Here is a 20,611-nt window from a genome sequence, read left to right as displayed (position 1 = left end):
CCATGATCCAGGAGATCGAAATCCGCCACGGCCTCGACGGCCTGACTCCCGGCCGCATCATCACGCTGTATCGTCGAGCGCCGCTCCTGCGCGCTGTTGACACCGCTGAGCGGGTGTGGCAGAAGTTTGAGTCCTCATCTCTCGTCATCACCGCATGGCACGGCGAGCAGTTGGCCGGAATTGCGCGCGCACTTTCCGATGGGATCGCCACGAGCTACTTGTGTGAGCTGGCCGTAGAGCCCGATGTGCAGGGAGTCGGGGTGGGCAAGGCGCTACTCGACAAGGTGTTCGAGGCCTGCAAGGGCACCGAACTGGTGCTGCGCCACAGCAGTATTTCTTCCAAGTACTACGAGCGCATCGGATTTACGCGCGTGAACAACGCCTGGTCGCGGCGCTGCTAGAAGGGCCCAAGCCTGAGGGACTGGCTCACGTCTCGGGGCCCGATCGTTCAAGCTGCCCGCACAGCGGCCCAAGCCTGAGGGACCGACTCACTCCTCGGGGGCACAATCGCTCAAGCCGCCCGGGGCACCTCGCTGAGATGGTCCACCACCCGACGAACCTCGGGTACGGACTGGATCAGTTCCATCACGATGCCGCGGTCTTCGGAGCTGGTGATTTCGCCTTTCAGAACCACGGAACTCTTGTGCACGAAGAACTGCAGGCTGCCGATCTCCGATAGCGCCAGATCCCGCTCGAAAAGGTCCTGAAGGCGCCGCGCGATCCGGCGATCCCGGTCCGAGGCCGGATCCATCTCCTTCATTCGTTCCGGGAGAAGGCGTAGCACCCTTTTGGGCAAGTCGAACATGGTAGTCGGTAATCGTGATTGACCGGGCAACTGCAAGCCGCGGGCCAAACCACGACTAATCCTGTCTACCCTTCCGAACGCGTCATTATCAACCGGGAGGGGTCACCAAACCGGTCGGAGAAGACGGTCGTGCCCCCGGACACGGGAAAATCAAGGTCCGTGTTCAGGACTATTCTGCCGCGCTCGATTCGGCCTTCCATGCGTCGCGGGAAGGCACACCCATCGATGCGAACCTGCACCAGCCGATCACCCTCTCGCTGGGCCGTGAATTTGAGGATCGTGGTCTGATCCTGATTGTCTTCGATGTCGCCGGGCTGCTCCAGCGATTCGCGCGAGCGGATGCAGGTGCCCGTGCCCTCGACCTGGCCGTCGGCCTCCTCCAGGCTGACCTCTCCCTCAACGGCAAAGCGCAGGTCTTTGACGTAATCGGGTCTTACGACGATTCGCTCCACGTAGCCGAATGCGTTGCTGAACCGGTACGTGCCCTCCACAGCACCCACCTCATCGCCCACGAGGCTACAGCCCGAACCGTTGAGCGCAATGGCCACCAGAAACAGGCCGCGTAGCGAAGGGCGATGGATGTGCGCCAAGGCTACAGCCCGCCGAACCGGTCCCGCACGTCAGACTTTGGCTGCCGAACGCGAAGAAGATCGCGCAGATGGCTGCTCTTGACGTGCAGGTCGAATCCCCAAGACTGGTAGATGCCCGTGGGAATCCAGTTGAACGACATCTGCCAACAGTCGAAGTCCCGCGCCACGGCCAGACTCGTCGTTGATAGCTGCCCACGCTCGAGGTCATAGCCTCCACGGCCACTGACCTTCCAGTTCGGGGTCAGCGAAAAGTCGAAATTGGCGTTGACCACGGCCCGTTTTGTGCTGAGCAGTCCCGTGCGGTTGACTCCGTACGTGAAGTCCATGGAGAGGGACCAGGGAATAGCGAAGTCTGTGACCGGACCGCCAAAGGGCTGCTGGATGGTAGCCGATAGCGGATTGGCCGAGAGCGCCGGGTCCGCCGCGAATCCCGCGCGCGGGGTGGTCAAGGGGCGACTTTCCCCTCTCGTGGTCTGACTCCGGATTGAGGTCCGGACCGTCAGGCTGGCCGATGTCATCCGGCCAAGCGGGGTACGCGTCGAGAAGGCGTACTCGTTGCGCAGCGCGCCGATCGTGTCCACCCGGTAGGGTGAGAAGTTGGACCGGAAGTCCACGTCTACCTCACCGAATAACCGCGTACGCCCGGTAAGCGAGATATTGCCAAACCCGAGCGAGTCGGCCGCGAGGTTGTAGCTCGACGCCACATTCAGATCAAACAGCTTGATGGCCGGTTGTGCCCGCCCCGGGGCGGCGACGGAGTCGGGTGCGGCGCGCTTGGTCTCAAAGGTGTTGGCAATCGAAAAGCTCAACGCCTGCTGCTCGCCTGGCGAAACGCCTGACACAATCGCGTAGGGGATTTCGTTGCCGGCCGCGTCCGTGTAGGTCCGGGTATAGCCAAATCGGTCGTCAAAGAAGTCGGGTCGGTAACCGAAACCCAGACTGGGTCGCACGGTGTGGCGCACACCCCTGTAGGGCCCCACATTCACGGGGAACAGGCCGTAGAACACAGACGAGGCCGACAGGCTGGCGGTGTACTGACGCAGCGCGAAAAAGCCGGGCACGGACTCGGTCTTCAGGGCTCCGGTGGAGTCGGGGACCAATCGCTTGGTGCGCACAAACCAGTCCTCGGTGTAGGAGAGACTGGGCGACAGGTTCATTCGGAAGTCTCCCAGCAGCGGAAGACTTGCGACGGAGAAAGGAGCGGACACGGGGATGCGATGCGTGGCCTTGAACGCAAAGCGCTCGTCCTGTCCCGTAGCGCGCACAAAGTCCTCCTGAGACAGCAGCGCGTCAATCCAGTCGATGCCGATTGCGGCGGAGTCGCCGGCGGAGATGAGCAGCTCATCAGCCAGCGGCTGAAAGCTGAAGCGGTTGTCCGCCGACATGGAATAGCTCAGCGTCACCTTCTCGTAGAAGCGCTCCCCGCTGCCGGGTGGCCGGTTTGATCGCGCAAACGGTTTGAATGAGCTCTGGGAAAACGAGACACTAGGCACGCCGAGAGTGACCGCGCCGGTGCTGACAGTCTGATTGTGGTTGGTATTGACCGTCAGGCTCCGGGCGCGCCACCGCTTCGAGTAGCGCATGCTGGATTGGATGTTCTGCGTGACCTTGTCGTTGTAACTCTCAGAGACACCCTGCAGAAAGCTGCGCGAGGAGAGGTTGACGTTGGCGTCGAAGCTGGCCGTGGGACTGATGGTCTGTGTGTGATTCCATCGGAAAGACGTGGTGTTCGTCACCCCAAATCGAGGGTCCCCTTTGATGCCATCGGGGAATCGGCCATATCGCACGCCCAGCTGACCGGAGAAGCCGTACCGACGCGCATATCGGAACAGGGACGACCCCTCGACGCTGCCGCGCGTCCAGACACTGCCCTGAAGCTGGAGGTCCATGTAATCATTCATCGCGAAGTACCAGCCCCAATCCTTGAGATAGAATCCGAACTGGTCCTCGCCGTACGTCGGCGGCAGTGGACCGCTGCGCCGACTCTCCTGCGCGGGCAGGAATCCAAACGGCAGCCAGAGTGGGGTCGGGATATTGAACAAGAAGAGCTGGATCGGACCGGTATAGATCCACTTCTGGTTCACGATCTTCATCTTGTTGGATCGCAACGAGTAGGAAGGATCCTCCACGCAGGGGCAGGTGGTGTACGCGCCGTTACGAATGAACAGCGTCGAGTCCTCCGTGGCCTTGACCACGTCTGCCCGCACAAACCCTTCCTGAATCTGGGTTTGTGCCTCAACCACGCGTCCGCGTTCCGTGCGAAGGTTGAACGCCAGCTGCTTGCCGATGAAGGTCTCGGTGTCCTGCGTAAACTGAGGCAATCCCACCGTGCCCGTGTCCGTTTCCAGTCCCTCGGCACGTACTTCCTCGATGTCGAAGAGCATGTCGATGCGCCAGGCGTTCAACTGGACCTGGTCATAGACCACGTTTGCGCTTCCGAAGAGACTGCCGAGATCGGTTTCACCGAACCGCACGATGAGGGAGTCGCTGGCCACGAATTGGATGGGACCCGACAATTCCCGCGCGGCGGGTTGTGCCTGGGACTGTGCCGCGACCTCCGGAGCGATGGCCGCAAGCAGGAAAAAAACCGCGAGAAGCGGCTTATTCGCTGCCGCGATAGTCGGCCTCCTGGAAGACCAGGTGGGCGGCACCCAACACCCCCACTTCATTGCCGCGAGGCTCCTGGATAATCTCGATCCCTGCTCTGAGGCCGTGGGTGACAAACTGCTCGATGGTGGTTCTGGCCGACGCAAAAATGAAGTCCCCGGCTGCGGAAAGACCACCCCCCACAACCAGCTTCCGGATGTCCAGCAAATTAACTGCCGAACCAAGCAAGACACCCAGTTTGTGCCCCGCCCAGCGTAGAACCTCGGCCGCTGCCTCGTCACCGTCAACCGCAGCGTCATGCAGGTCTTTGGGAGCAATGCCGTCCGGATCCCGCAGCACCCGCTCGTGCAGCACGGAGTCGGAGCGGTCGGCCAGCATGCGACAGGCGTGAGCGGAGAGGAAGCGCTGTCCCAGGTACGCCTCCGACGCTCCCGGAATGTCGTGGTTGTCCTTCGGTCCTTCGAAATCGATGGTCATGTGACCGATCTCGCCGGCACCTCCGGTGGCACCGCGAAAGATGCGATTCTCGTAGATGATTGCGCCACCGACTCCTGTACCAAGCGTCACCATAATGAAGGAGTCGAACGGTTTGCCGGCTCCGTAGTGAGCCGACCCGAGCCCTGCAACGTTGGCGTCGTTCTCGACGATGCAGTCGCAGTGCTGTCCAAGCCGATTGGAGATCGCCTCGCCCAGATGCACGGTCTTCCAGCCGGGAAGGTTCGGCGGATGCGAGACGCTGGTTCGCTCCCAGTCGATGATGCCCGGGCTGCCCATGCCGATGCCGAGCACCGGTTCGGGCGATGCGGTCATCATGCGCCGAACCAATGTCGTGATATTGTCCAGCACTCGATCCGGGCCGGCCTCAGCCTCTGTCGGGTAGGAATCCGATGCCACCACGCCCTTGTCACGCGACACGAGCGCGGACTTGATCGAGGTGCCTCCGAGATCAATGCCGACGGCGTACTGACCCACTATTCTCCGGGGGTAACAGGGTGAACGGTTTCGCCTTCTCGCTGCATCCCGTATTCCTCGCGGGCAATGCGTTCGACCTCGTCGTCGGTGAGTTCGCGCTCGAGCTCTGCCTCCAGCCTGTCGATGTCCGCCTGTATCTCGGCGTTTTCGGTCCGCAGCTGCTCTGCTTCATAGCTCCACTTCACCCGCTTGAAGAGGGAGTGGCTGTCCAGGAAGGCGACCCAGAAGAACAGCAGCAGGGCCCCGGCACCGAAGATTTTGGCGCGCTGGCGGCTCAGGTATTCTCGGGCGCTCTCAAGCATGCAATCAGCCGGTCACGGCAAATGCGTTCCGGCCCGGGTACGTCGCTGATGCCCCCAGAAGTTCCTCGATGCGGAGAAGCTGGTTGTACTTCGCCAGCCGGTCAGAACGACTGGCGCTGCCTGTCTTGATCTGGCCGGCATTGACCGCCACCGCCAGGTCCGCGATGGTGGTATCCTCGGTTTCTCCGGAGCGGTGGCTGAGCACGGCCCGGTAGCCGTTCTTGTGGGCCAGTTCGATGGCCTGCAGCGTCTCCGTCAGCGTGCCGATCTGGTTCACCTTGATGAGGATGGCATTGGCGCAGCCTTCGTCGATCCCCTTCTGCAGAAACTTGGTGTTCGTCACGAACAGATCGTCGCCGACCAGCTGGACGCGATCGCCAACCGCCTCCGTGAGACCGCGCCACCCGGCCCAGTCGTTCTCGCCCATGGCGTCTTCGATCGAGATGATGGGGTACTGGTTGACCCAGCCGGTCCAGAACGCCACCATCTCTTCGGAGGACTTCGGATTGTCCGGATCGCTCTTCCAGAAGACATACTTGTCGTCCTGGATCATTTCACTGCAGGCCGGATCAAGCGCAATCATGATGTCGCTTCCTGCAGAAAGACCGGCTTTCTCTACGGCCTCAAGGATGACCTCGATTGCTTCCTCGTTGGAGCGCAGGTTCGGTGCGAAACCACCCTCGTCCCCGACGGCGGTGGAGTATCCCTTTGCCGACAGCACCTTTTTGAGGTGATGGAACACCTCGACGCCCATCTGCAGGCCCTGTGAGAACGTGGACGCACCGACCGGCATCACCATGAACTCCTGCATATCCACGCTGTTGTCCGCGTGACGGCCGCCGTTGATGATGTTCATCATGGGCACCGGCAGGGAGGTAGCGTTGGTCCCGCCCACGTATCGATACAGCGGCAGGCCGGACACGTCCGCCGCCGCATGCGCTGCGGCGAGAGACACACCGAGCAGGGCATTGGCTCCGAGGCGACCCTTGTTGGGGGTGCCGTCCAGCGACAGCAGAAGGCCGTCGAGTTCGGCCTGATCCCGCACGTCGAGACCCTCGATCTCGGGGGAGATGACCTCGTTGACATTGGCCACGGCCTTGAGCACACCCTTGCCCATGTAGGCCCCGGCGTCGCCATCGCGCAGTTCCACCGCCTCGTGCTCTCCCGTTGAGGCCCCGCTGGGTACGGCGGCGCGACCAAATGCGCCGGAGTCGGTGGTGATTTCGACCTCGACGGTGGGGTTGCCACGGGAGTCGATGATCTGTCGGGCGTGAACGGTGTCGATGTAGGGCATATTCGGGACGTAAATCGAGGTTTTTCGACCCTCAAACGTACAAATACGGAGGGACATGCCGACATCTCGCCAGGGGTATTCGCGCCATTGTCACAGGAAGCGGTTCCAGCCAGGGCGAGTCCAATGCACGCCGGATGGGGGGAGCCGCGACACGGCAAAAAAAGAACGGGCCGGCACCATCGGCACCGGCCCGTTCCTAAAGGAGACTCAAGCCCGCGATCGCCTACCGCACGCGCGTAGACTCACCAATCCAGGCGTAGCAGCCGTAGTTGATAGTGTAGCTGTCGCCGGCGTTCCAGCCCTTGAAGAACTTGTCTTCGGCGGTCGGCATCAGGCGACGAATGCTGTTCACCCGCTGACGTGACTGCTGGGCCACCGTGCGGTCCCGGGACGCAGCGCGATCAAAGTAATCGGCCGCCAGCCAGTAAACGGCGCGGTCCTCACGCTCAAAGGATCCGCAGCCCTGTACGGCGGTCATGTAGAGATCGCCGATGGCCAGCAGGGCAGCACCATAGTCAGGGTCTGCCTGCAGCGACTGGCGGTATGCAGTGCGCGCACGCGAGAGCCGGCCTTCCTGCTGATGTGCTGCGCCAATGTTGTAGTACACCTCTTTCGCGGCGTCCTGGCCGCCGTCCATTTCGAGGGATTGCTCGTAGAGGTCGATGGCCTCGTCCGCGAGACCGTCCTCAAGGCGCATTTTCGCGATGAGGCGGAAGGTGCGCGCCGACGGGTCGGCCGCCATCATCTGATCGGCCAGCTCGTAGACACGGTCCCGGTAGCCTTCCTCCATCAGGAGCTCGAACAACTCGGCTAGCACCTCACCGTCGTCCGGGTTCTTGTCGTATTGACTCTCCAGGAAGCCGATGCGCTCCTCCGGGGACGTGAACAAACGGCCTCGCCAGTCGGTGATGAGCGTCATCACTTCAGCGTCTCCGGAGCGCGCGCTCTCGACCCGGTCCAGAAATTCCACCGCGGTGGCCTTGTCGTCCTTGCCCACGAGGTCGAGCACGACATAGTTGATGTAGTAGCCCTGGATGTCTGCCGGATTCAGATCGAAGGCCTCCATGTAGATCGGCCCGATCTCACGCTGGAGGTCGCCAAGCGCATCAACATGCTTCTGGATGAACCGCCCTTTCTCGAAGACCCAGTCATAGGGATCGTACTCGATACCGGCGTCCTGTAAACTGGACGGTGCCGTGTCGTACACGTACAGTGCAGAGTCCAGCCAGACCCGCTGCATGTCGGGGTCGTCCTGCCCCAGACCAATGCCCTCGTACACCTCAATGATGCGCTCGAAGTTGCGATCCGAGTTGTTGGGAAAACCGGGGGCGCAGCGGATGATCCACCGCAGGTAGGGAAGAGAGGTCTCCCAGTTCTCGTTCCTGTAGTCCTCGTAGTAGAGGCTGTAGTTGACGCGAATGTCGTTCGCATCCTCTGAACAGGGGCCTCCCTGGGCCTTTACGCCCGCGGAAAGCCCGAACGAGGCGGCCAAAACCAGGAACGCCACCTTCTGGAAGCGAGAAGTCTGGTAGATGTAGTGCATGGTGTTCTTCTGTGTTGCGTGCACAGGTAATTCTGAGTGGGTGTCAGCCTAATTGCCGACGTGCGAACCAGCGCTCCGCAAAGTTGAAATGGAGTCCGAACCGGATAAACCGGTCCTGCACCAATCGCCCGGTGGCAGAGCCTCTGGTCCCTACATCCAGATTGATATCAATCCTCGTGCCGGCACTCAGCGTGGGCAGACTCAGTCCACTGGTCACACCGAATGTATTTACCCGTTCCGCGGCGTCCGGCGATACATACCCGGCCTCTCTGAAGAAGCCGACACGGTATGCCGTGCGCTCGAGGTAGGACGCAAAAAGATCGCGCCCTGCCGGAAAGTATTCAATTCCGCCCGAGATGCGGGTGCGATTGCTGAAGTTGGAAACTCCTGCGGGCGCGTATCCCGGGAAGGAAAACGTGCTCTCGAAGTCCGCCCAGGGCTCATACCGGAAGTCGGCGTTGAACGAGAGCACGGGGCTCGGCTGATAAAGCACACCGGCGGCGACTGACAGCGGCATGGAAGCAGAGCCGTCGATCGCCGTGTTGAGCGTGTCCACGCTCAGACCTTCGCCCTCGAATACGGTGCGTGTGCCGTTGAGGTCGTAGGGCAGATCCAGTGCGCCGCCGAAGTTCAGAAAGTCGCCGTCCCGGATCACGGAGCGAGCCGTGGCGCGAACGCCAAGGCCGAGCGTGTAGCCGTGCATGCGCGTCGAGCGTACCACGCGCGTATCGGTGAACCGCGCGTCATTGAACACGGTACCCTGAATGTCCTCGATCACACCAAAGACGGCATCCCCACGCAGACCGACTGAAATCGAGGGATTGAACCGATATCCGGCACCGACGCTGATCTGGTTGAGGCCGCCGGTGCCCTGAAAGCGGGCACCATACTCATCGCCCGAATCAACCTCTGAACCAAGGTCGAGCGGTTTCACCACATCAATGAGGTAGGAAACCCGGGTCAGCTTGCTGAATCCCATTCCCATGCCCAGTTTGCTGGACTTGAGCGGGAGCCCGATCGACAGTCCGTCGAACGAATTCGAGGAAAAAGTCGACTGCACGTCCAGCGCATCCGTGGTGCGTACCGCCTCGAACCGCATCCCGCCTGAGAGTCGCGTGAAGACCTGATCACTCAGCGAGGCTGGATTGGTGAGGTTGGCGAAGGTGGTGGACCCGTATGCCAGGCCTCCGCCGCCCAGTGCGCTGCTCTTGGACGAGTAGGAGGAAGAGGAGAGTTCTCCCAGCCCGTAGCGGGAGTACACCGAGCCTTCGCCGCGCTGTTGGGCCTGAAGAGGAACCGCGATCAGTGCGCAAAGCGCAAGAGCCGAAATACGTCGCATCACTGGATCGGGGTTACGGTGAGCAGGGCGCGAGGTCTGGCGTCAATCAGCGGCAGCCGAATGACAGACAGTGTGTTGGCGCCGTCCGGCACCCGCACTTCAAGTCGGTCCAGACCGCTACCCCCCGTAACAAGGACACCCAGGGAGTCGCCCAGTTGCACCGATTCAAAATCAAAACGATTGCCCGTCCGGAAGGACGCCGCAATGGGCGTGCGCGTGCCGTCCAGGGAGATCCAGTCCAGTTCCAACTGTTCCACCGAGGGCCGGTTGAAGCCCGCGGGGACAGACAGGCTGAGTGAGGTGTCTGCCGTCACCCGCACGATGCCCCGGTTGAGTACGAAGCGCCCGGTCTCGACCTCAAAATTGAACTCCACGGCACGCTTGCGACCGTCCTGGAAGACAAGCGGCTGGCTGGAGTCCGGCAGGCCTTCACTGTGCAGGAGACGCGTGAGACTGCGACCCGCGGGGAAGAACGTCGTGTCGCCCCCTGCCACGGCACGAAGCGCGCTGTTCAGTACGGCGGCACCCATGATGGCCGAGCCACTGGCGGAGGTCACCTCAAGGCCGTGGAAGGCATCGTCGAATGTGGTGGAGCGGAACGTGGTATCCCAGCGGGCCACCCAATCGGCGGGCATGGGGATTTCAAGCGTCACCGTTCGTTTGTTCTGGGTCGACTCGGTGATGAGGGATCCTACTCGCAGGGTGGTGTCTGCTGTTGTGCCGGAGCCAGGCCAGGCATCCTGAATCTGCCGCACCGCCACGCTGATGTCAGCCAGCGAGTCTCCATATACATAGTCGGTCGCCAGCAGCAGGGCCACATCGCTCAGCTGCTCGGTTTCGAAAGCCGTGGAGAACACGCCGGGGCTGACAAAATCCAGGTAACCGGCCGCCTCAAGCGGCCCGAAGTCCGGATCAGTGACGGACCCAAACAGAATCCGGGTGGCATTCCCGGTGGTTTCGGCGATTTCCGCTACGGTCGGGGAGGTAGAGGTGACGTCGAGGACGAAGGGTTCGCCCGACTGGGCATCGACAAGATCCACGCCTACGGGCGCCGGATCGTCACAGGCGGCCAGCAGAAGCAGGCCGAGAACCAGAAAAGTGCGTTGCATGCAATAGGGGTTTCCTGCCGCAACGATCGGCAGGTCCGGGTTCGTATGGGGCCCGACGGGCCGGAATACAAAACCCCACCGACTTGCGATGGGGTTCTGCAGCCCCCGTGAAATGCGAGGCAAAATCCGAGGTTTCCCGGTCGGTCAGGCTGGCACGCCCGCCTGGATCCGTTCGTAGACGGCTGCGGCCAGATTCATGTTGGCCTCCTCGTCTTCGCCAAACTGCTCCGCGCCGTTGGTCGTCTCGTGGCCCGGCAGGAAGATCGACGCATCCGCGGCGGCCACACCGATCACGTCCGGCTCGTTTCCGACCAGCCCATCGCCGGTCAGCTCGAAGTCCGATACCATCTTTTCGGTCAGCGGGGCTTCGAACTCCGTCGCCTGAGGCGTGAAGACCACCTTGGCTTCGGCGAACAACTCGTGCTCCGCGTATTCGGTCTTGAGCAGGTGCGGTACCATGCCGCTCAGCCAGCCAAATGCGTGCACCACATCCGGCTTCCAACCCAGGTTGGAGATCGTCTGGAGCACGGCCTTGGCGTAGAAAATCGCACGTTCCGCATTGTCGGGAAACAGCTTGCCGGTCTTGTCGGCAAAGATTCCCTTGCGCTTGAACATGTGCACGTTGTCCATGAAGTAGACCTGCAGCCGGATACCCGGGATGGAGGCGACCTTCACTTTCAACGATTCCTTCCCGTCCCCGGTCGAGATTTCGGACCCCGAGAGGCGAATCACTTCATGCAGACGATTTCGGCGCTCGCTGACGATCCCGTAGCGCGGCATCATGATGCGAGTTTCCACTCCCGCATTCTCGTGCAGCATTTCAGGGAGCGATCGAACGACCGGGGCGAGCTCAGACTTGTTGGTAAACGGAGCAACCTCGTCTGAGACAAAGAGAACCCTCATAAGGCAATCTGTAGGTGGGCGGGTTGGTTGGAGGACCGCAGGGACAGCGCAGGGCCTTTTACTTGGGGGGTGCCGTCTGCCTCGGGCGCGACTGTGCCGGGGGGACAACCGAAGCTGTGGGTTAGCTTCTCTCCTGGTTCCTCGTCCCGGCCCTACCGACGCCTACAGCACTACGACGGAACTACTCCAATAACACTCGCGAATGATTCCTGACGGCCCGGTAAAATACGACTATGTGGCTGTTTTTTCAATCGTTTACCGGCCGGGGAGAAATTCGGCGTCCGTAACCCGTTGTCCTGCAGCGATATGGCAATAGGCTCGCCCGGCAGGGAAGCAATTTGCGCCCCGTCCGTACTCACGGCGTGACCACTGCCGGGAAGCCCATAATCCTGTTTGACGGGGTCTGTAACCTGTGTAACGGTGCCGTCAACTACGTGATCGACCACGATCCGCAGGGCACGTTCCGGTTCGGTTCGCTGCAATCCGAGGCGGCAGCCGAGTTGCTGGACAGGGCCGGCTTGCCTGAAGACTATCTGGACAGCATCGTTCTGGTCGAGGGCGATGCGTTCTTTGCCGGCTCGGACGCCGCGCTGCGCATCGCGCGCCGCCTCTCCGGACCCGCTCGTTGGTTGTGGCCCCTCCGGGTGGTGCCTCGGCCCATCCGGGACGCGGTCTACGGCTGGATTGCCCGGAACCGGTACCGATGGTTCGGCAAACAGGACACCTGCCGCATCCCCACGCCGGACCTCGAGGCACGGTTTATCTGAACGATGGGCAGGGCGATCGACGATGGGCAGGGCGATCGCGCCTCAGCCGTCTGACCCGCCCTGCTGCTCGGTCAGCAGTTCGAAGTACCGTCGAATGAGTTCCTCGTAATCCGGGGCATACCCGCGCTCAAGCGCCCGGATCAGGTCCCGACGCAACCGGTCTGCCTGTTCGGAGGGCGTGAGTTCTGACGGGCTGTCGCGCAGCACCTGATCAGCGGATTCGCTTTCTCGGCGCCGCTCCCGCCCGCGCTCCTGCATGGATCGGGATGCCTCGAGCAGACGAGTCAGGATTTGCTGCTGTCGCTGCACCGTGCGGCGGGAGACGCGCTGCTGCTGCAGTTCCTCAATGGTCTCCTGCATCTGCTCGGCGATCCGTTCCAGATCGCCAAGCGCCTGATTCCGCAGCGACCGCTCGCGGCTCAGCTGCCTCAGATCCTGCCGGATCTTCTCCTGCTGACCCCCGAGCTGCCTCAACCGCTGCTGCATGTCCTGGCTCAGCCGGTTGCCCTGCATGTCGTTGAGCATCTGCTGGATCTGCTGGTTCAGCATCTGCTGCTGGCCCGACATGTTCTGCAGCTGTTGCATGAACTGCTCCATGGACATAGATCCCCCGGATCCCTGTCCATTCATCATCTGGTCCAGCATGTCCGCCAGCATGAGCGCCAGTTCGTTGAGGTGCGTCATGGCACCTTTCTGGTGCCCTGACGCGCGGCGGGCAGCTCGGTCGGTCATGGCCTGCGTCGCATCGCCCATTTCCCGCATCGCCTCTCCGGCGTGTACCTGCACGTCCCGCGTCATCTGCGGGATGGACCTCGCGAGCGACTGCAGCGAGTCTGCGACGACAGACAGCCCCTCACTCAGGCGGGTCTGTTGCTGGGCCGTGGTACGCAGCTGCGGGCTGTCGGCGGCCAGCTGCTGCACTTCCCCGCGAAGCAGTTCCTGGTCGTTGGACAGGCCCAGCACATCGTCGAGCGCCCTGCGCAGCCCGGCCATGTTCATCTGCATCTGCTGGCCTTGCATGCCCTGCTGCATCTGCTGCAGGTTCTGCTGCAGGTTGCGCAGGTTCTGACTCATCTGCTGCTGACTCTGCTGGGCCTTCTGGAATTCGCCGTCCCGCATTTCCTGGGCGTTTTCTTGCATCTGCTGCGGCATCTGCTGGTCGCGGGTATCGTCGGAGAGCTCGTCCATCTGCTCGTCCGGAGCCTGATTCAGCTCTTCCATGCGGTCGCTGATGTCCTCCAGCTTCTCTTCGAGCTGCTGCATTTCCTCGGCCGCCCGCTCCTGCTCCTGGGCCAATTCCTCACCACGCTCGGCACGCTCCTCCTCCGAGCTCTGGGCCTCGTCCTGCAGAGGCTCCGTCTCTTCCGCCAGCCGCTCCTCCGTCTCCGCCAGATCCTCCGCGCGATTGGCGGCCTCTTCGAGGTCCTGCTGGACCCGAAGGTTCTTGAACAACTCCAGCGTACGCTCCATGCGCTGCTGATACATCTGCTCGGAGAACTCGAACTGCTCCATCGCCTCCTGCATCTCCTGCCGGTTCATCTGCTCCATGGCGTTCTGCAGGTCTCGCAGCGCGTCCATGAGCTCCGGCGTGTTGATCTCCTCGGCCACCTCGCGCAGTTCCTCGAACATCTCCAGGGTCTCGTCGCTGACCAGATCGTTCTCGGCCATCTCCTGGGTCAGCTCCTCCATCTGCTCGGAAACCTCCTCGACCTGCTCCTCGAGCTGCTGCTGTTCTTCCATCAGCTGTTCGAGCGCGCGCTCATCCTGCCACTCGGACTCCGTCTTCGAGCGCAGTTCCTCGCGCAGCTCCTCAAACTGCTCCCGGATGCGCTGCGCCTCATCGACGAGTTCTTCCAGGCCCTCCTCGGTGCGATCCTCGGATTGATCCAGTGCTTCGTAGCGCTCCGCAAGCGACGGCATGCGCAGTCGATAAAGCGCGGTACGGGCCGTGGAAAACCCTGAGTAGCGGTTGTTGTCGGCAACCTCCAGGAAGTACGTGTAGACATCACCCGGGACCGGGTCGAGCTCCGCATCCTTGAGACTCCAGCGCATGGCGCCGGTCTGTTCCAGTTGCCAGGGATCCTGGACCGGCACGTTCATGACCATGAAGGAGTCGGACGGCTCGCCGAATCGGCTCTCATCCAGCCGGTAGTGCAGACCCAGCGACGAAAAGCCGTAGTCGTCAGACATGCTCCAGGCCACATCGACGGCAGCCGATTCGTCGAGGTCCACGGAGGGCTCCGGAGCGAGGAATGAGATCGATGGGGCCGAGTCGCGGGTGGCGCGGATGCGATATTCTATGGGATCTGCGTTGAACACCCCGTCGACCGACTCCAGCTCGACGTGCCAGGTATCATCCCCGCGCACGGTGAAGCCACCCGACCAGGAGCGACCGGAGCCAGTCAGAGCTTCTGAGCGCCCGGAGGCAAACACGATGCGTCCCGCCGAGACGTCCGGTCCGGTGACAACCGCATCGACCAGCACCCTGGTGCCGAGCAGCGCCGTGACGGTGCCGTCATTGTCGGGCAATCGCGCGGCCGGGAGTCGCGTATAGGCCGGATAACGCAGCGACGTCGAAAGTTGGGAGATCACAGGGCGGTCGGTGACCTCCAGGGTGTACCAGGCTGTCTCCAGTCGGCCTGAAATCACCCTGTAGTCGATGGAGTTGCGCACGTTTACAAAGGTGTGCGAAGCCTCCGGCGGCGGCGTCAGCGCCAGCTGCTGGCTGACGGTCTCACCGGCGAAGCGGTACTCCAGCAAGGCCTCCTCGGGCCAGCCGGCGCCCTCGAACATGGCGAGCACGGTAACGTCGGCTCCCTTGATGATGGATGCGTCACCAGGCGTGACCGACACCCGGTAGGGCAGCGGTTCTTCGAAGGTGCGCAGGGGCGTCAGCAATCGCTGGGATGCTTCCATGAACGTGCTGCCGCCCAGCACTGCAAATGCCAGCAGGCCCAGAACCGGCAATACCGCCATGCGGGCTGACCGACGCACGCGGCTGAAGTCCTCGACTTCCTCAACGGGAACGCCGGCCATGTCGGTGCCAAGGCGGGCGGCAGCGGCCTGAACCAGCGGCTCCGGCGCCTGGGAGTGCCGGCCGTCCATCAGCTGCAGCAGGTTCAGAAGGCGATCCTTCACCTCCGGGAATGAACTGCCGATGCGGGCAGCAACCGCATCGTTCGAAAGTCCGGGTAGCCAGCCCATCCACCGCGCAATTGGCACGACCACGAGCCTGCCCAGAAGCGCCACGCCGATCAGCAATACGATACCCAGCAGGACAGCGCGTCCCGTGGTCGGCAGGCGTAGCATGGCCTCCAAACCGGCAGCAATGACCCAGGTCAGGGCGCCGACGGCAAGAAGCACGAGGGCCCCGGAGGCCAATTCTCCGACTGCGATTCGGTTACGGGCCGTAGCCAGACGGTCCAGAATGCGACCTTTTTCTCCCATTGAGGCGGTGCGTGCGAAGTGAGAGTGCTGGTACAGGGTCTGCTCTGCGCGGTTTCGGGCAAATCTCCTGCCCATTTGACGGAAGCATCACGCCGATTCCTTGTGGCAGCGGGGGAGGCAGCGTAGAATCCACTCAGCCAACCTCTCAGCTGCGATGAATTCGATTGTCAGTATTGTTCTTGGTGGGGGTGCGGGCAGCCGTCTCTTCCCGCTGACCCAGCATCGCTCCAAGCCTGCCGTTCCGTTGGCTGGGAAGTATCGGCTGATCGATATCCCGGTCTCCAACTGCATTAACTCGGACATCGACAAGATCTTTGTCCTGACGCAGTACAACTCCGCGTCCCTGAACCGGCACGTGGCCCAGACCTACCGTTTCGATCGGTTCCGCCAGGGCTTTGTCACCATCCTTGCGGCCGAGCAGACTCCACAGAGCCACAACTGGTTTCAGGGTACGGCCGATGCGGTTCGGCAATGCCTGAAGCACGTCGGCACCTATCGCGCAGACGGAATTCTGATTCTCTCGGGGGACCAGCTCTACTCGATGGACTACCGCAAGATGGCGGCCTTCCATGAGGAGTCGAACGCGGACATCACCATCGCCACGATCCCGGTGCATGCGACGGACGCGCCCGGCTTCGGCATCCTGAAAACGGATGAGAAGGGCATGATCTCCGAGTTCCACGAGAAGCCCCCGGCGGACCAGCTGGAGGGCAAGGAGAGCCCGGTTTCGGACAAGATGAAGGACCAGGGTCGCATCTACCTGGCTTCGATGGGCATCTACTTGTTTGGTGCCGGTGTGCTTGAGTCACTTCTGGCCAAGGACCCCGACGCCAACGATTTCGGCAAGCAGATCATTCCGGACGCCATCGGCACCCACCGCGTCGCAAGCTTCCCCTTCGAGGGCTATTGGAGTGACATCGGAACCATCCGGAGCTTCTTTGACTCGAATCTGATGTTGGCTCGGAAGCAGCCGGAATTCGACATGTACAACCCGCGCTTCCCGATCCACACCAACGCCCGCATGCTGCCGCCGGCCAAGGTCGAGAGCTCCTTCATCCAGGAGTCCATCATTGCCGAATCCAGTGTGATCGTGAATGCGCAGATCTCCAACTCGGTGATCGGATTGCGCTCTTTCATCGGGCACAACACCACCATCAAGAACACCGTGTTCATGGGGGCGGATTACTACCCCTGGCATGATGTGGACCAGCGGGACACGGTTGAAGGGCCGGAGCGTCCCGGGGTGGGAGAGGAATCCTATATCGAGGGCGCCATCATCGACCGCAACGTGTCCATCGGCAAACGATGCATCATCAAGAACCGGGACAACGTCGACGAGTTTGACGGCGAGAACTTCTACATCCGGGACGGGATCGTGGTGATCCCCAAGAACGCCCAGATTCCAGACGACACGATCATCTAACGGCCGACGCCGCACACCATGCGTCTTCGTATCACTGCATCCCTGTTCGCCCTCACGGTTCTTCTGAGCGGCTGCCGCATGTACGGCGGCTATGGCTCCGAAGAAGCCGCCTATGCGCAGATCCAGGAGGCCCTGGAGCGGTACGAGGCGCGGGCCGATCGGCTTCAGAGTGACCTCACCGCGCTGACGGCGGCCGCCGCAGATGAAGCGCGTCTGGCCTCCGCGGTGGTCAAACTCACGGCGGTCGTGTCTGCTCAGGAGGCCGCGCTGGTATTCCACCGGGCCAAGGCCGCCGAGGTGTCGGAGAATTCCTCCTACCGCGAGGTGAGCAGAGCTTTGGGTGCGATGCTATCGGAGCAGCAGGTGGTGCAGGACCAGTACGCCCAGGTCGTGGCCGACATCGTCAACAATCCGGGCCTGGACCGCCAGGATCCTTCGCGGTACTCCATTGTGCCCGCGGCACTGGCGGCCGTCGAGGCCTCGCTGTTGGACATTTCAGTGCTGGACGCACTGCAAAGCCGATAGGCCATTCGGAACGCCTCAGGAACAGCCGCTGATGCCGCCCGGTATCGGCCGGCCATGCTGATTTCGCGACCATATCCCAGGCACGACTACGCCCGGCCGCTACTGCTGGCTGCGCTGGCCCTGCTTCTGACGGCCGGGGACAGCCGCGCCCAGACGGGTTCTGCAGAGGAGGACTCGCTCCGCTTTTACGAGCTTTCGGAGATCGTTGTCGGAGGCAGGCCCAACGGGGGCCGGGTGGCTGAGGCGGGGTCTGTTCGCCGCGTGTCTCTTGCGCGCATCGTGCGGACGGACGCACCGGACGTGGCAGGACTTACTCGCCTGCTGCCATCGGCTCATCTTCAGACGAACTCCCGCGGCGAGTCGCTGATCTACCTCCGGGGCGGCGGCGAACGTCAGGTTTCGGTGTTTCTGGACGGCGCGCTTCTGAACGTCCCGTGGGACAATCGAGTGGACCTTGCCGCGGTGCCGGCCTCCGTGCTCGGCGGAATGCAGGTCACCCAGGGGGCGAGCAGTGTGCTGTACGGAACCAATGTCCTGGGAGGCGTGGTCAACCTGTCTACGCGCGCTCTGGAGGGCGATGGAGTGCTCAGCGAACTCACCCTTGCCGGTGGTTCCGGGCGGTTTGCGAGGGTTGACGGCATGCATGTCAGGCGGCGTGGACCGAGTTCGATTATTGTTGCTGCAGGCCTGAACAGGCAGGATGGGTACACCCTCGGTGAGAACACCGAGTTGCCCTTCAACGAGGGTGCCGACGGACTTCGGCTGAACACGGACCGGCGTATCGCGCACGGCTACGCGCGGGTAAGCCGGCGGTGGACAAGAAGTGAGGGTGGCCTGAGCGTCTTGCTGGTGGATGCGGCGAAAGGAGTTGCACCCGAGGGTCACCTGGACCCGACGCTGGAGCGCGTCAGGTTTTGGCGCTACCCGGACTGGCGCACGGTCATGCTGGCCGGAAACTTCAGCATGGTGCCGTCGGAGCGCACACGCTTGCGCGCGAGTGCCTGGGGGACCGGGTTTTCGCAACGCATCGACCAGTTCCAGGGCCGCAACTACGCCAGCCTTGAAGCCTTCCAGGAGGACCGGGATGTGACCGTTGGCACGCGCATTTCTGCCGAACGCATGCTGCGGGGCAGTCTGTTGCGCGGCGCGGTCAACCTGCTGACCTCCGGCCACCGTCAGTGGGAGACCGAGTCCGGGATGCCTGCGGGCGAGGATGAGGCGTACAGGCAGCACACGGCCAGCGTCGGAGGCGAGTGGGCCGGCGGAGAACGTGTGCGCTGGTTGGTTGGGGGGAATGTGGATCAGTTCGCGACGCCGAGAACGGCCGGCAAGCCGGGCGGGCGTACGTTCCGGGCCTGGGGGGGCACGGCCGCGCTCGAAGCCGACCTCAACGCGGTGACCACGGCAAGAGTGACACTGGGTCGCAAGGTGCGCTTCCCGACCATGCGGGAGTTGTTCGGGACTGCGTTGAACCGGTTTGTGGTCAACGAGAGCCTGCGCCCTGAATCTGCCATCCTGCTGGATGCCGGCATTCGCCGCGTGGACGCGCGGGGACACGTGGAACTGACGGCCTTCCTGAATCGCACGCGGGACACCATCGATCAGACGAACGTCACCGTCGAGGGTGAGCGTCTGCGTCAGCGCATCAACCTGGAAGGAAGTCGGGTGCTCGGCGCGGAGGTGGTTGCGCATCGAGAACTGAATGAGCGCATCGAGCTGGATGCTTCCGTGACCCTCACGGACCCGGCAGTACTGGACGACCCGGAACGATCAGTTCTTGTTGAGAAGCCCGATGTGCTGGCCCTGCTGGGACTCTCCGTCAAGCCGGCCACACCGCATCTGCTTTCCGTCGAGGCCGCCTATACGGGACGGGCGTATGGGCTGGACCCGGACAACTCACTTGTGGCGCTACCTCGTGTGCTCCAGCTGAATCTTCGGGCCTCTACACGGACCTACCGGTCGTCGGGACTCTTCATGGAGTTCTTCGCCCGCCTCGACAACCTGACGGATCAATCGGTCTTTCCGCAGTTGGGGCTTCCCGGACCGGGCCGAACGTTTCAGCTCGGCGTCAGCCTGGCCTACTAGGCCAGGGCGAGATCTCCCGCCACTTGTGCGATGTGGTCGTTGACCCGCTTGCGCTCCTCGTTGATGCGCGCCGCGATCTGGCTGGACTGCTTGCCGCGCATGCGCGCCAGCACGTGCAGCGCGGCCTTCGCTTCGAACGCCAGGCCTGGGGCGTTGCGCAGGCAGAGCTGTTCGGTTGCCGATACGCCGACCGAGACGCAGAGGGCCACGTCGCGCAGACGCACATCGTCAATGCGGCCGGGAGCTTCCAGACAGCTGACCACCTGAACGAGATCGGCAGGCATTTGCCATTCCGTCATGGCCAGTCCGCTGGCCTGGGCGTGATCAATGCCGATGGTCGATCGCTCCGTCGACGCGTCCGGAAAGGGCCGCGGTGTGCCGGGTCGGCACAATCGGGTATAGGCCTCGCCGAAGTTGAACAGCATGACCACCCGGCCCGAGGTATGCATCAGGCCGGCGCTGTAGGCTGTGGCCGGCTCCGGCATACCGAGTTCCTCGGCAATCAGAGCTCCGTACATCGCCGAACCCAGGCTCAACTGCATCAGGTCGGTGAACAGCTGACGGGCTGCACGATTGCTCACCATGTCGGCCAGCCGCAGGAAAGAGGCCGTCAACACAAGGTTCGCCACGTCGTCAAATCCGAGCAGGGTGACAGCCTTTTTGAGGTCGGCCACCTGCCTGCGCACTCCGTAGAAGGCCGAGTTCACTCGGCGAAGCACCGAGGCGGCCATCATCGGATCCTCCGAAATGACGGCGGCAAGTTCATCCGTGCTGTGCACACCGGTTCGCACGAGGCGGTTAACCTCGCGCACGGTCTTTGACATCGGGGGAAAGTCGAGGTCGAGACCGGATCGGCCTGGGGGTTGGGTGGCGCGCTCCTGCATCGATACTATCGGTCTA

The 20,611-nt window shown here is 62.5% G+C and carries 17 protein-coding genes; 5 read left to right on the top strand and 12 right to left on the bottom strand.

The annotated features are described in order from the left end of the window. The first annotated feature begins 2 nt into the window (after positions 1–2). Positions 3–401 (top strand): GNAT family N-acetyltransferase, encoded by a 399-nt coding sequence (locus JJ896_09330; protein ID MBO6779839.1) that lies wholly within the window; start codon positions 3–5, stop codon positions 399–401. A gap of 110 nt (positions 402–511) precedes the next feature. Here JJ896_09330 and JJ896_09325 read toward each other — a convergent pair whose 3' ends face one another. The 10 genes from JJ896_09325 to JJ896_09280 all read right to left on the bottom strand — a co-directional run bounded on the left by JJ896_09325 (position 512) and on the right by JJ896_09280 (position 11,464). Next, a complete protein-coding gene (locus JJ896_09325) occupies positions 512–784 on the bottom strand; it encodes a BON domain-containing protein (protein MBO6779838.1) in 273 nt (90 codons plus the stop codon). An 86-nt stretch (positions 785–870) separates the two neighbouring features. Beyond that, positions 871–1,395 carry a hypothetical protein gene (locus JJ896_09320; protein ID MBO6779837.1) on the bottom strand — a complete coding sequence of 175 codons (525 nt, stop codon included), beginning with the start codon at positions 1,393–1,395 and terminating at the stop codon, positions 871–873. 2 nt (positions 1,396–1,397) lie between these two features. After that, entirely contained in the window at positions 1,398–3,911 is a 2,514-nt protein-coding gene (locus tag JJ896_09315) for an LPS-assembly protein LptD (GenBank protein ID MBO6779836.1), read from the bottom strand. 85 nt (positions 3,912–3,996) lie between these two features. Continuing rightward, positions 3,997–4,974 carry an ROK family protein gene (locus JJ896_09310; GenBank protein ID MBO6779835.1) on the bottom strand — a complete coding sequence of 326 codons (978 nt, stop codon included), beginning with the start codon at positions 4,972–4,974 and terminating at the stop codon, positions 3,997–3,999. Then, entirely contained in the window at positions 4,974–5,276 is a 303-nt protein-coding gene (locus tag JJ896_09305) for a septum formation initiator family protein (protein MBO6779834.1), read from the bottom strand. The genes JJ896_09310 and JJ896_09305 overlap by 1 nt, the downstream gene beginning before the upstream one ends. Positions 5,277–5,280: 4 nt before the next feature. Beyond that, positions 5,281–6,570 (bottom strand): phosphopyruvate hydratase, encoded by a 1,290-nt coding sequence (gene eno, locus JJ896_09300; protein MBO6779833.1) that lies wholly within the window; start codon positions 6,568–6,570, stop codon positions 5,281–5,283. Between the two features lie 223 nt (positions 6,571–6,793). Next, complete coding sequence (locus tag JJ896_09295; protein ID MBO6779832.1) at positions 6,794–8,113, bottom strand: tetratricopeptide repeat protein; 1,320 nt, start codon at positions 8,111–8,113, stop codon at positions 6,794–6,796. A gap of 43 nt (positions 8,114–8,156) precedes the next feature. After that, positions 8,157–9,452 (bottom strand): hypothetical protein, encoded by a 1,296-nt coding sequence (locus JJ896_09290; protein MBO6779831.1) that lies wholly within the window; start codon positions 9,450–9,452, stop codon positions 8,157–8,159. Beyond that, positions 9,452–10,561 (bottom strand): DUF4270 family protein, encoded by a 1,110-nt coding sequence (locus tag JJ896_09285; protein MBO6779830.1) that lies wholly within the window; start codon positions 10,559–10,561, stop codon positions 9,452–9,454. Before JJ896_09285 ends, JJ896_09290 begins: the two co-directional genes overlap by 1 nt. 144 nt (positions 10,562–10,705) lie before the next feature. Further along, the gene (locus tag JJ896_09280) at positions 10,706–11,464 is read right to left on the bottom strand and encodes a glycogen/starch synthase (protein ID MBO6779829.1); all 759 of its coding nucleotides are present in this window, start codon (positions 11,462–11,464) and stop codon (positions 10,706–10,708) included. Positions 11,465–11,826: 362 nt separating this feature from the next. On the opposite strand from JJ896_09280, the gene JJ896_09275 reads away from it, so the two are divergent. Next, on the top strand, positions 11,827–12,231 hold the full coding sequence (locus tag JJ896_09275; protein ID MBO6779828.1) for a thiol-disulfide oxidoreductase DCC family protein: 405 nt from the start codon (positions 11,827–11,829) through the stop codon (positions 12,229–12,231). Between the two features lie 42 nt (positions 12,232–12,273). On the opposite strand, the gene JJ896_09270 is transcribed toward JJ896_09275, so the two are convergent. Further along, the gene (locus JJ896_09270) at positions 12,274–15,753 is read right to left on the bottom strand and encodes a hypothetical protein (protein MBO6779827.1); all 3,480 of its coding nucleotides are present in this window, start codon (positions 15,751–15,753) and stop codon (positions 12,274–12,276) included. Between the two features lie 79 nt (positions 15,754–15,832). Here JJ896_09270 and JJ896_09265 point away from each other — a divergent pair, with 79 nt between their 5' ends. From JJ896_09265 to JJ896_09255, 3 genes are read left to right on the top strand one after another with little or no spacing between them, the layout of a single operon-like run. Next, positions 15,833–17,101 carry a glucose-1-phosphate adenylyltransferase gene (locus JJ896_09265; protein MBO6779826.1) on the top strand — a complete coding sequence of 423 codons (1,269 nt, stop codon included), beginning with the start codon at positions 15,833–15,835 and terminating at the stop codon, positions 17,099–17,101. An 18-nt stretch (positions 17,102–17,119) separates the two neighbouring features. After that, complete coding sequence (locus JJ896_09260; protein ID MBO6779825.1) at positions 17,120–17,626, top strand: hypothetical protein; 507 nt, start codon at positions 17,120–17,122, stop codon at positions 17,624–17,626. Between the two features lie 54 nt (positions 17,627–17,680). Further along, positions 17,681–19,711, top strand: a complete 2,031-nt coding sequence (locus JJ896_09255) for a TonB-dependent receptor (protein MBO6779824.1) — start codon at positions 17,681–17,683, stop codon at positions 19,709–19,711. Here the strand turns inward: JJ896_09255 and JJ896_09250 are convergent. Further along, complete coding sequence (locus JJ896_09250; GenBank protein ID MBO6779823.1) at positions 19,708–20,535, bottom strand: HDOD domain-containing protein; 828 nt, start codon at positions 20,533–20,535, stop codon at positions 19,708–19,710. The genes JJ896_09255 and JJ896_09250 overlap by 4 nt on opposite strands. Positions 20,536–20,611 lie beyond the last annotated feature (76 nt).

Source organism: Rhodothermales bacterium (assembly GCA_017643395.1).
Classification (GTDB): Bacteria; Bacteroidota; Rhodothermia; order Rhodothermales; family UBA10348; genus JABDJZ01.
This window is presented reverse-complemented; position numbering and strand designations above follow the sequence as displayed.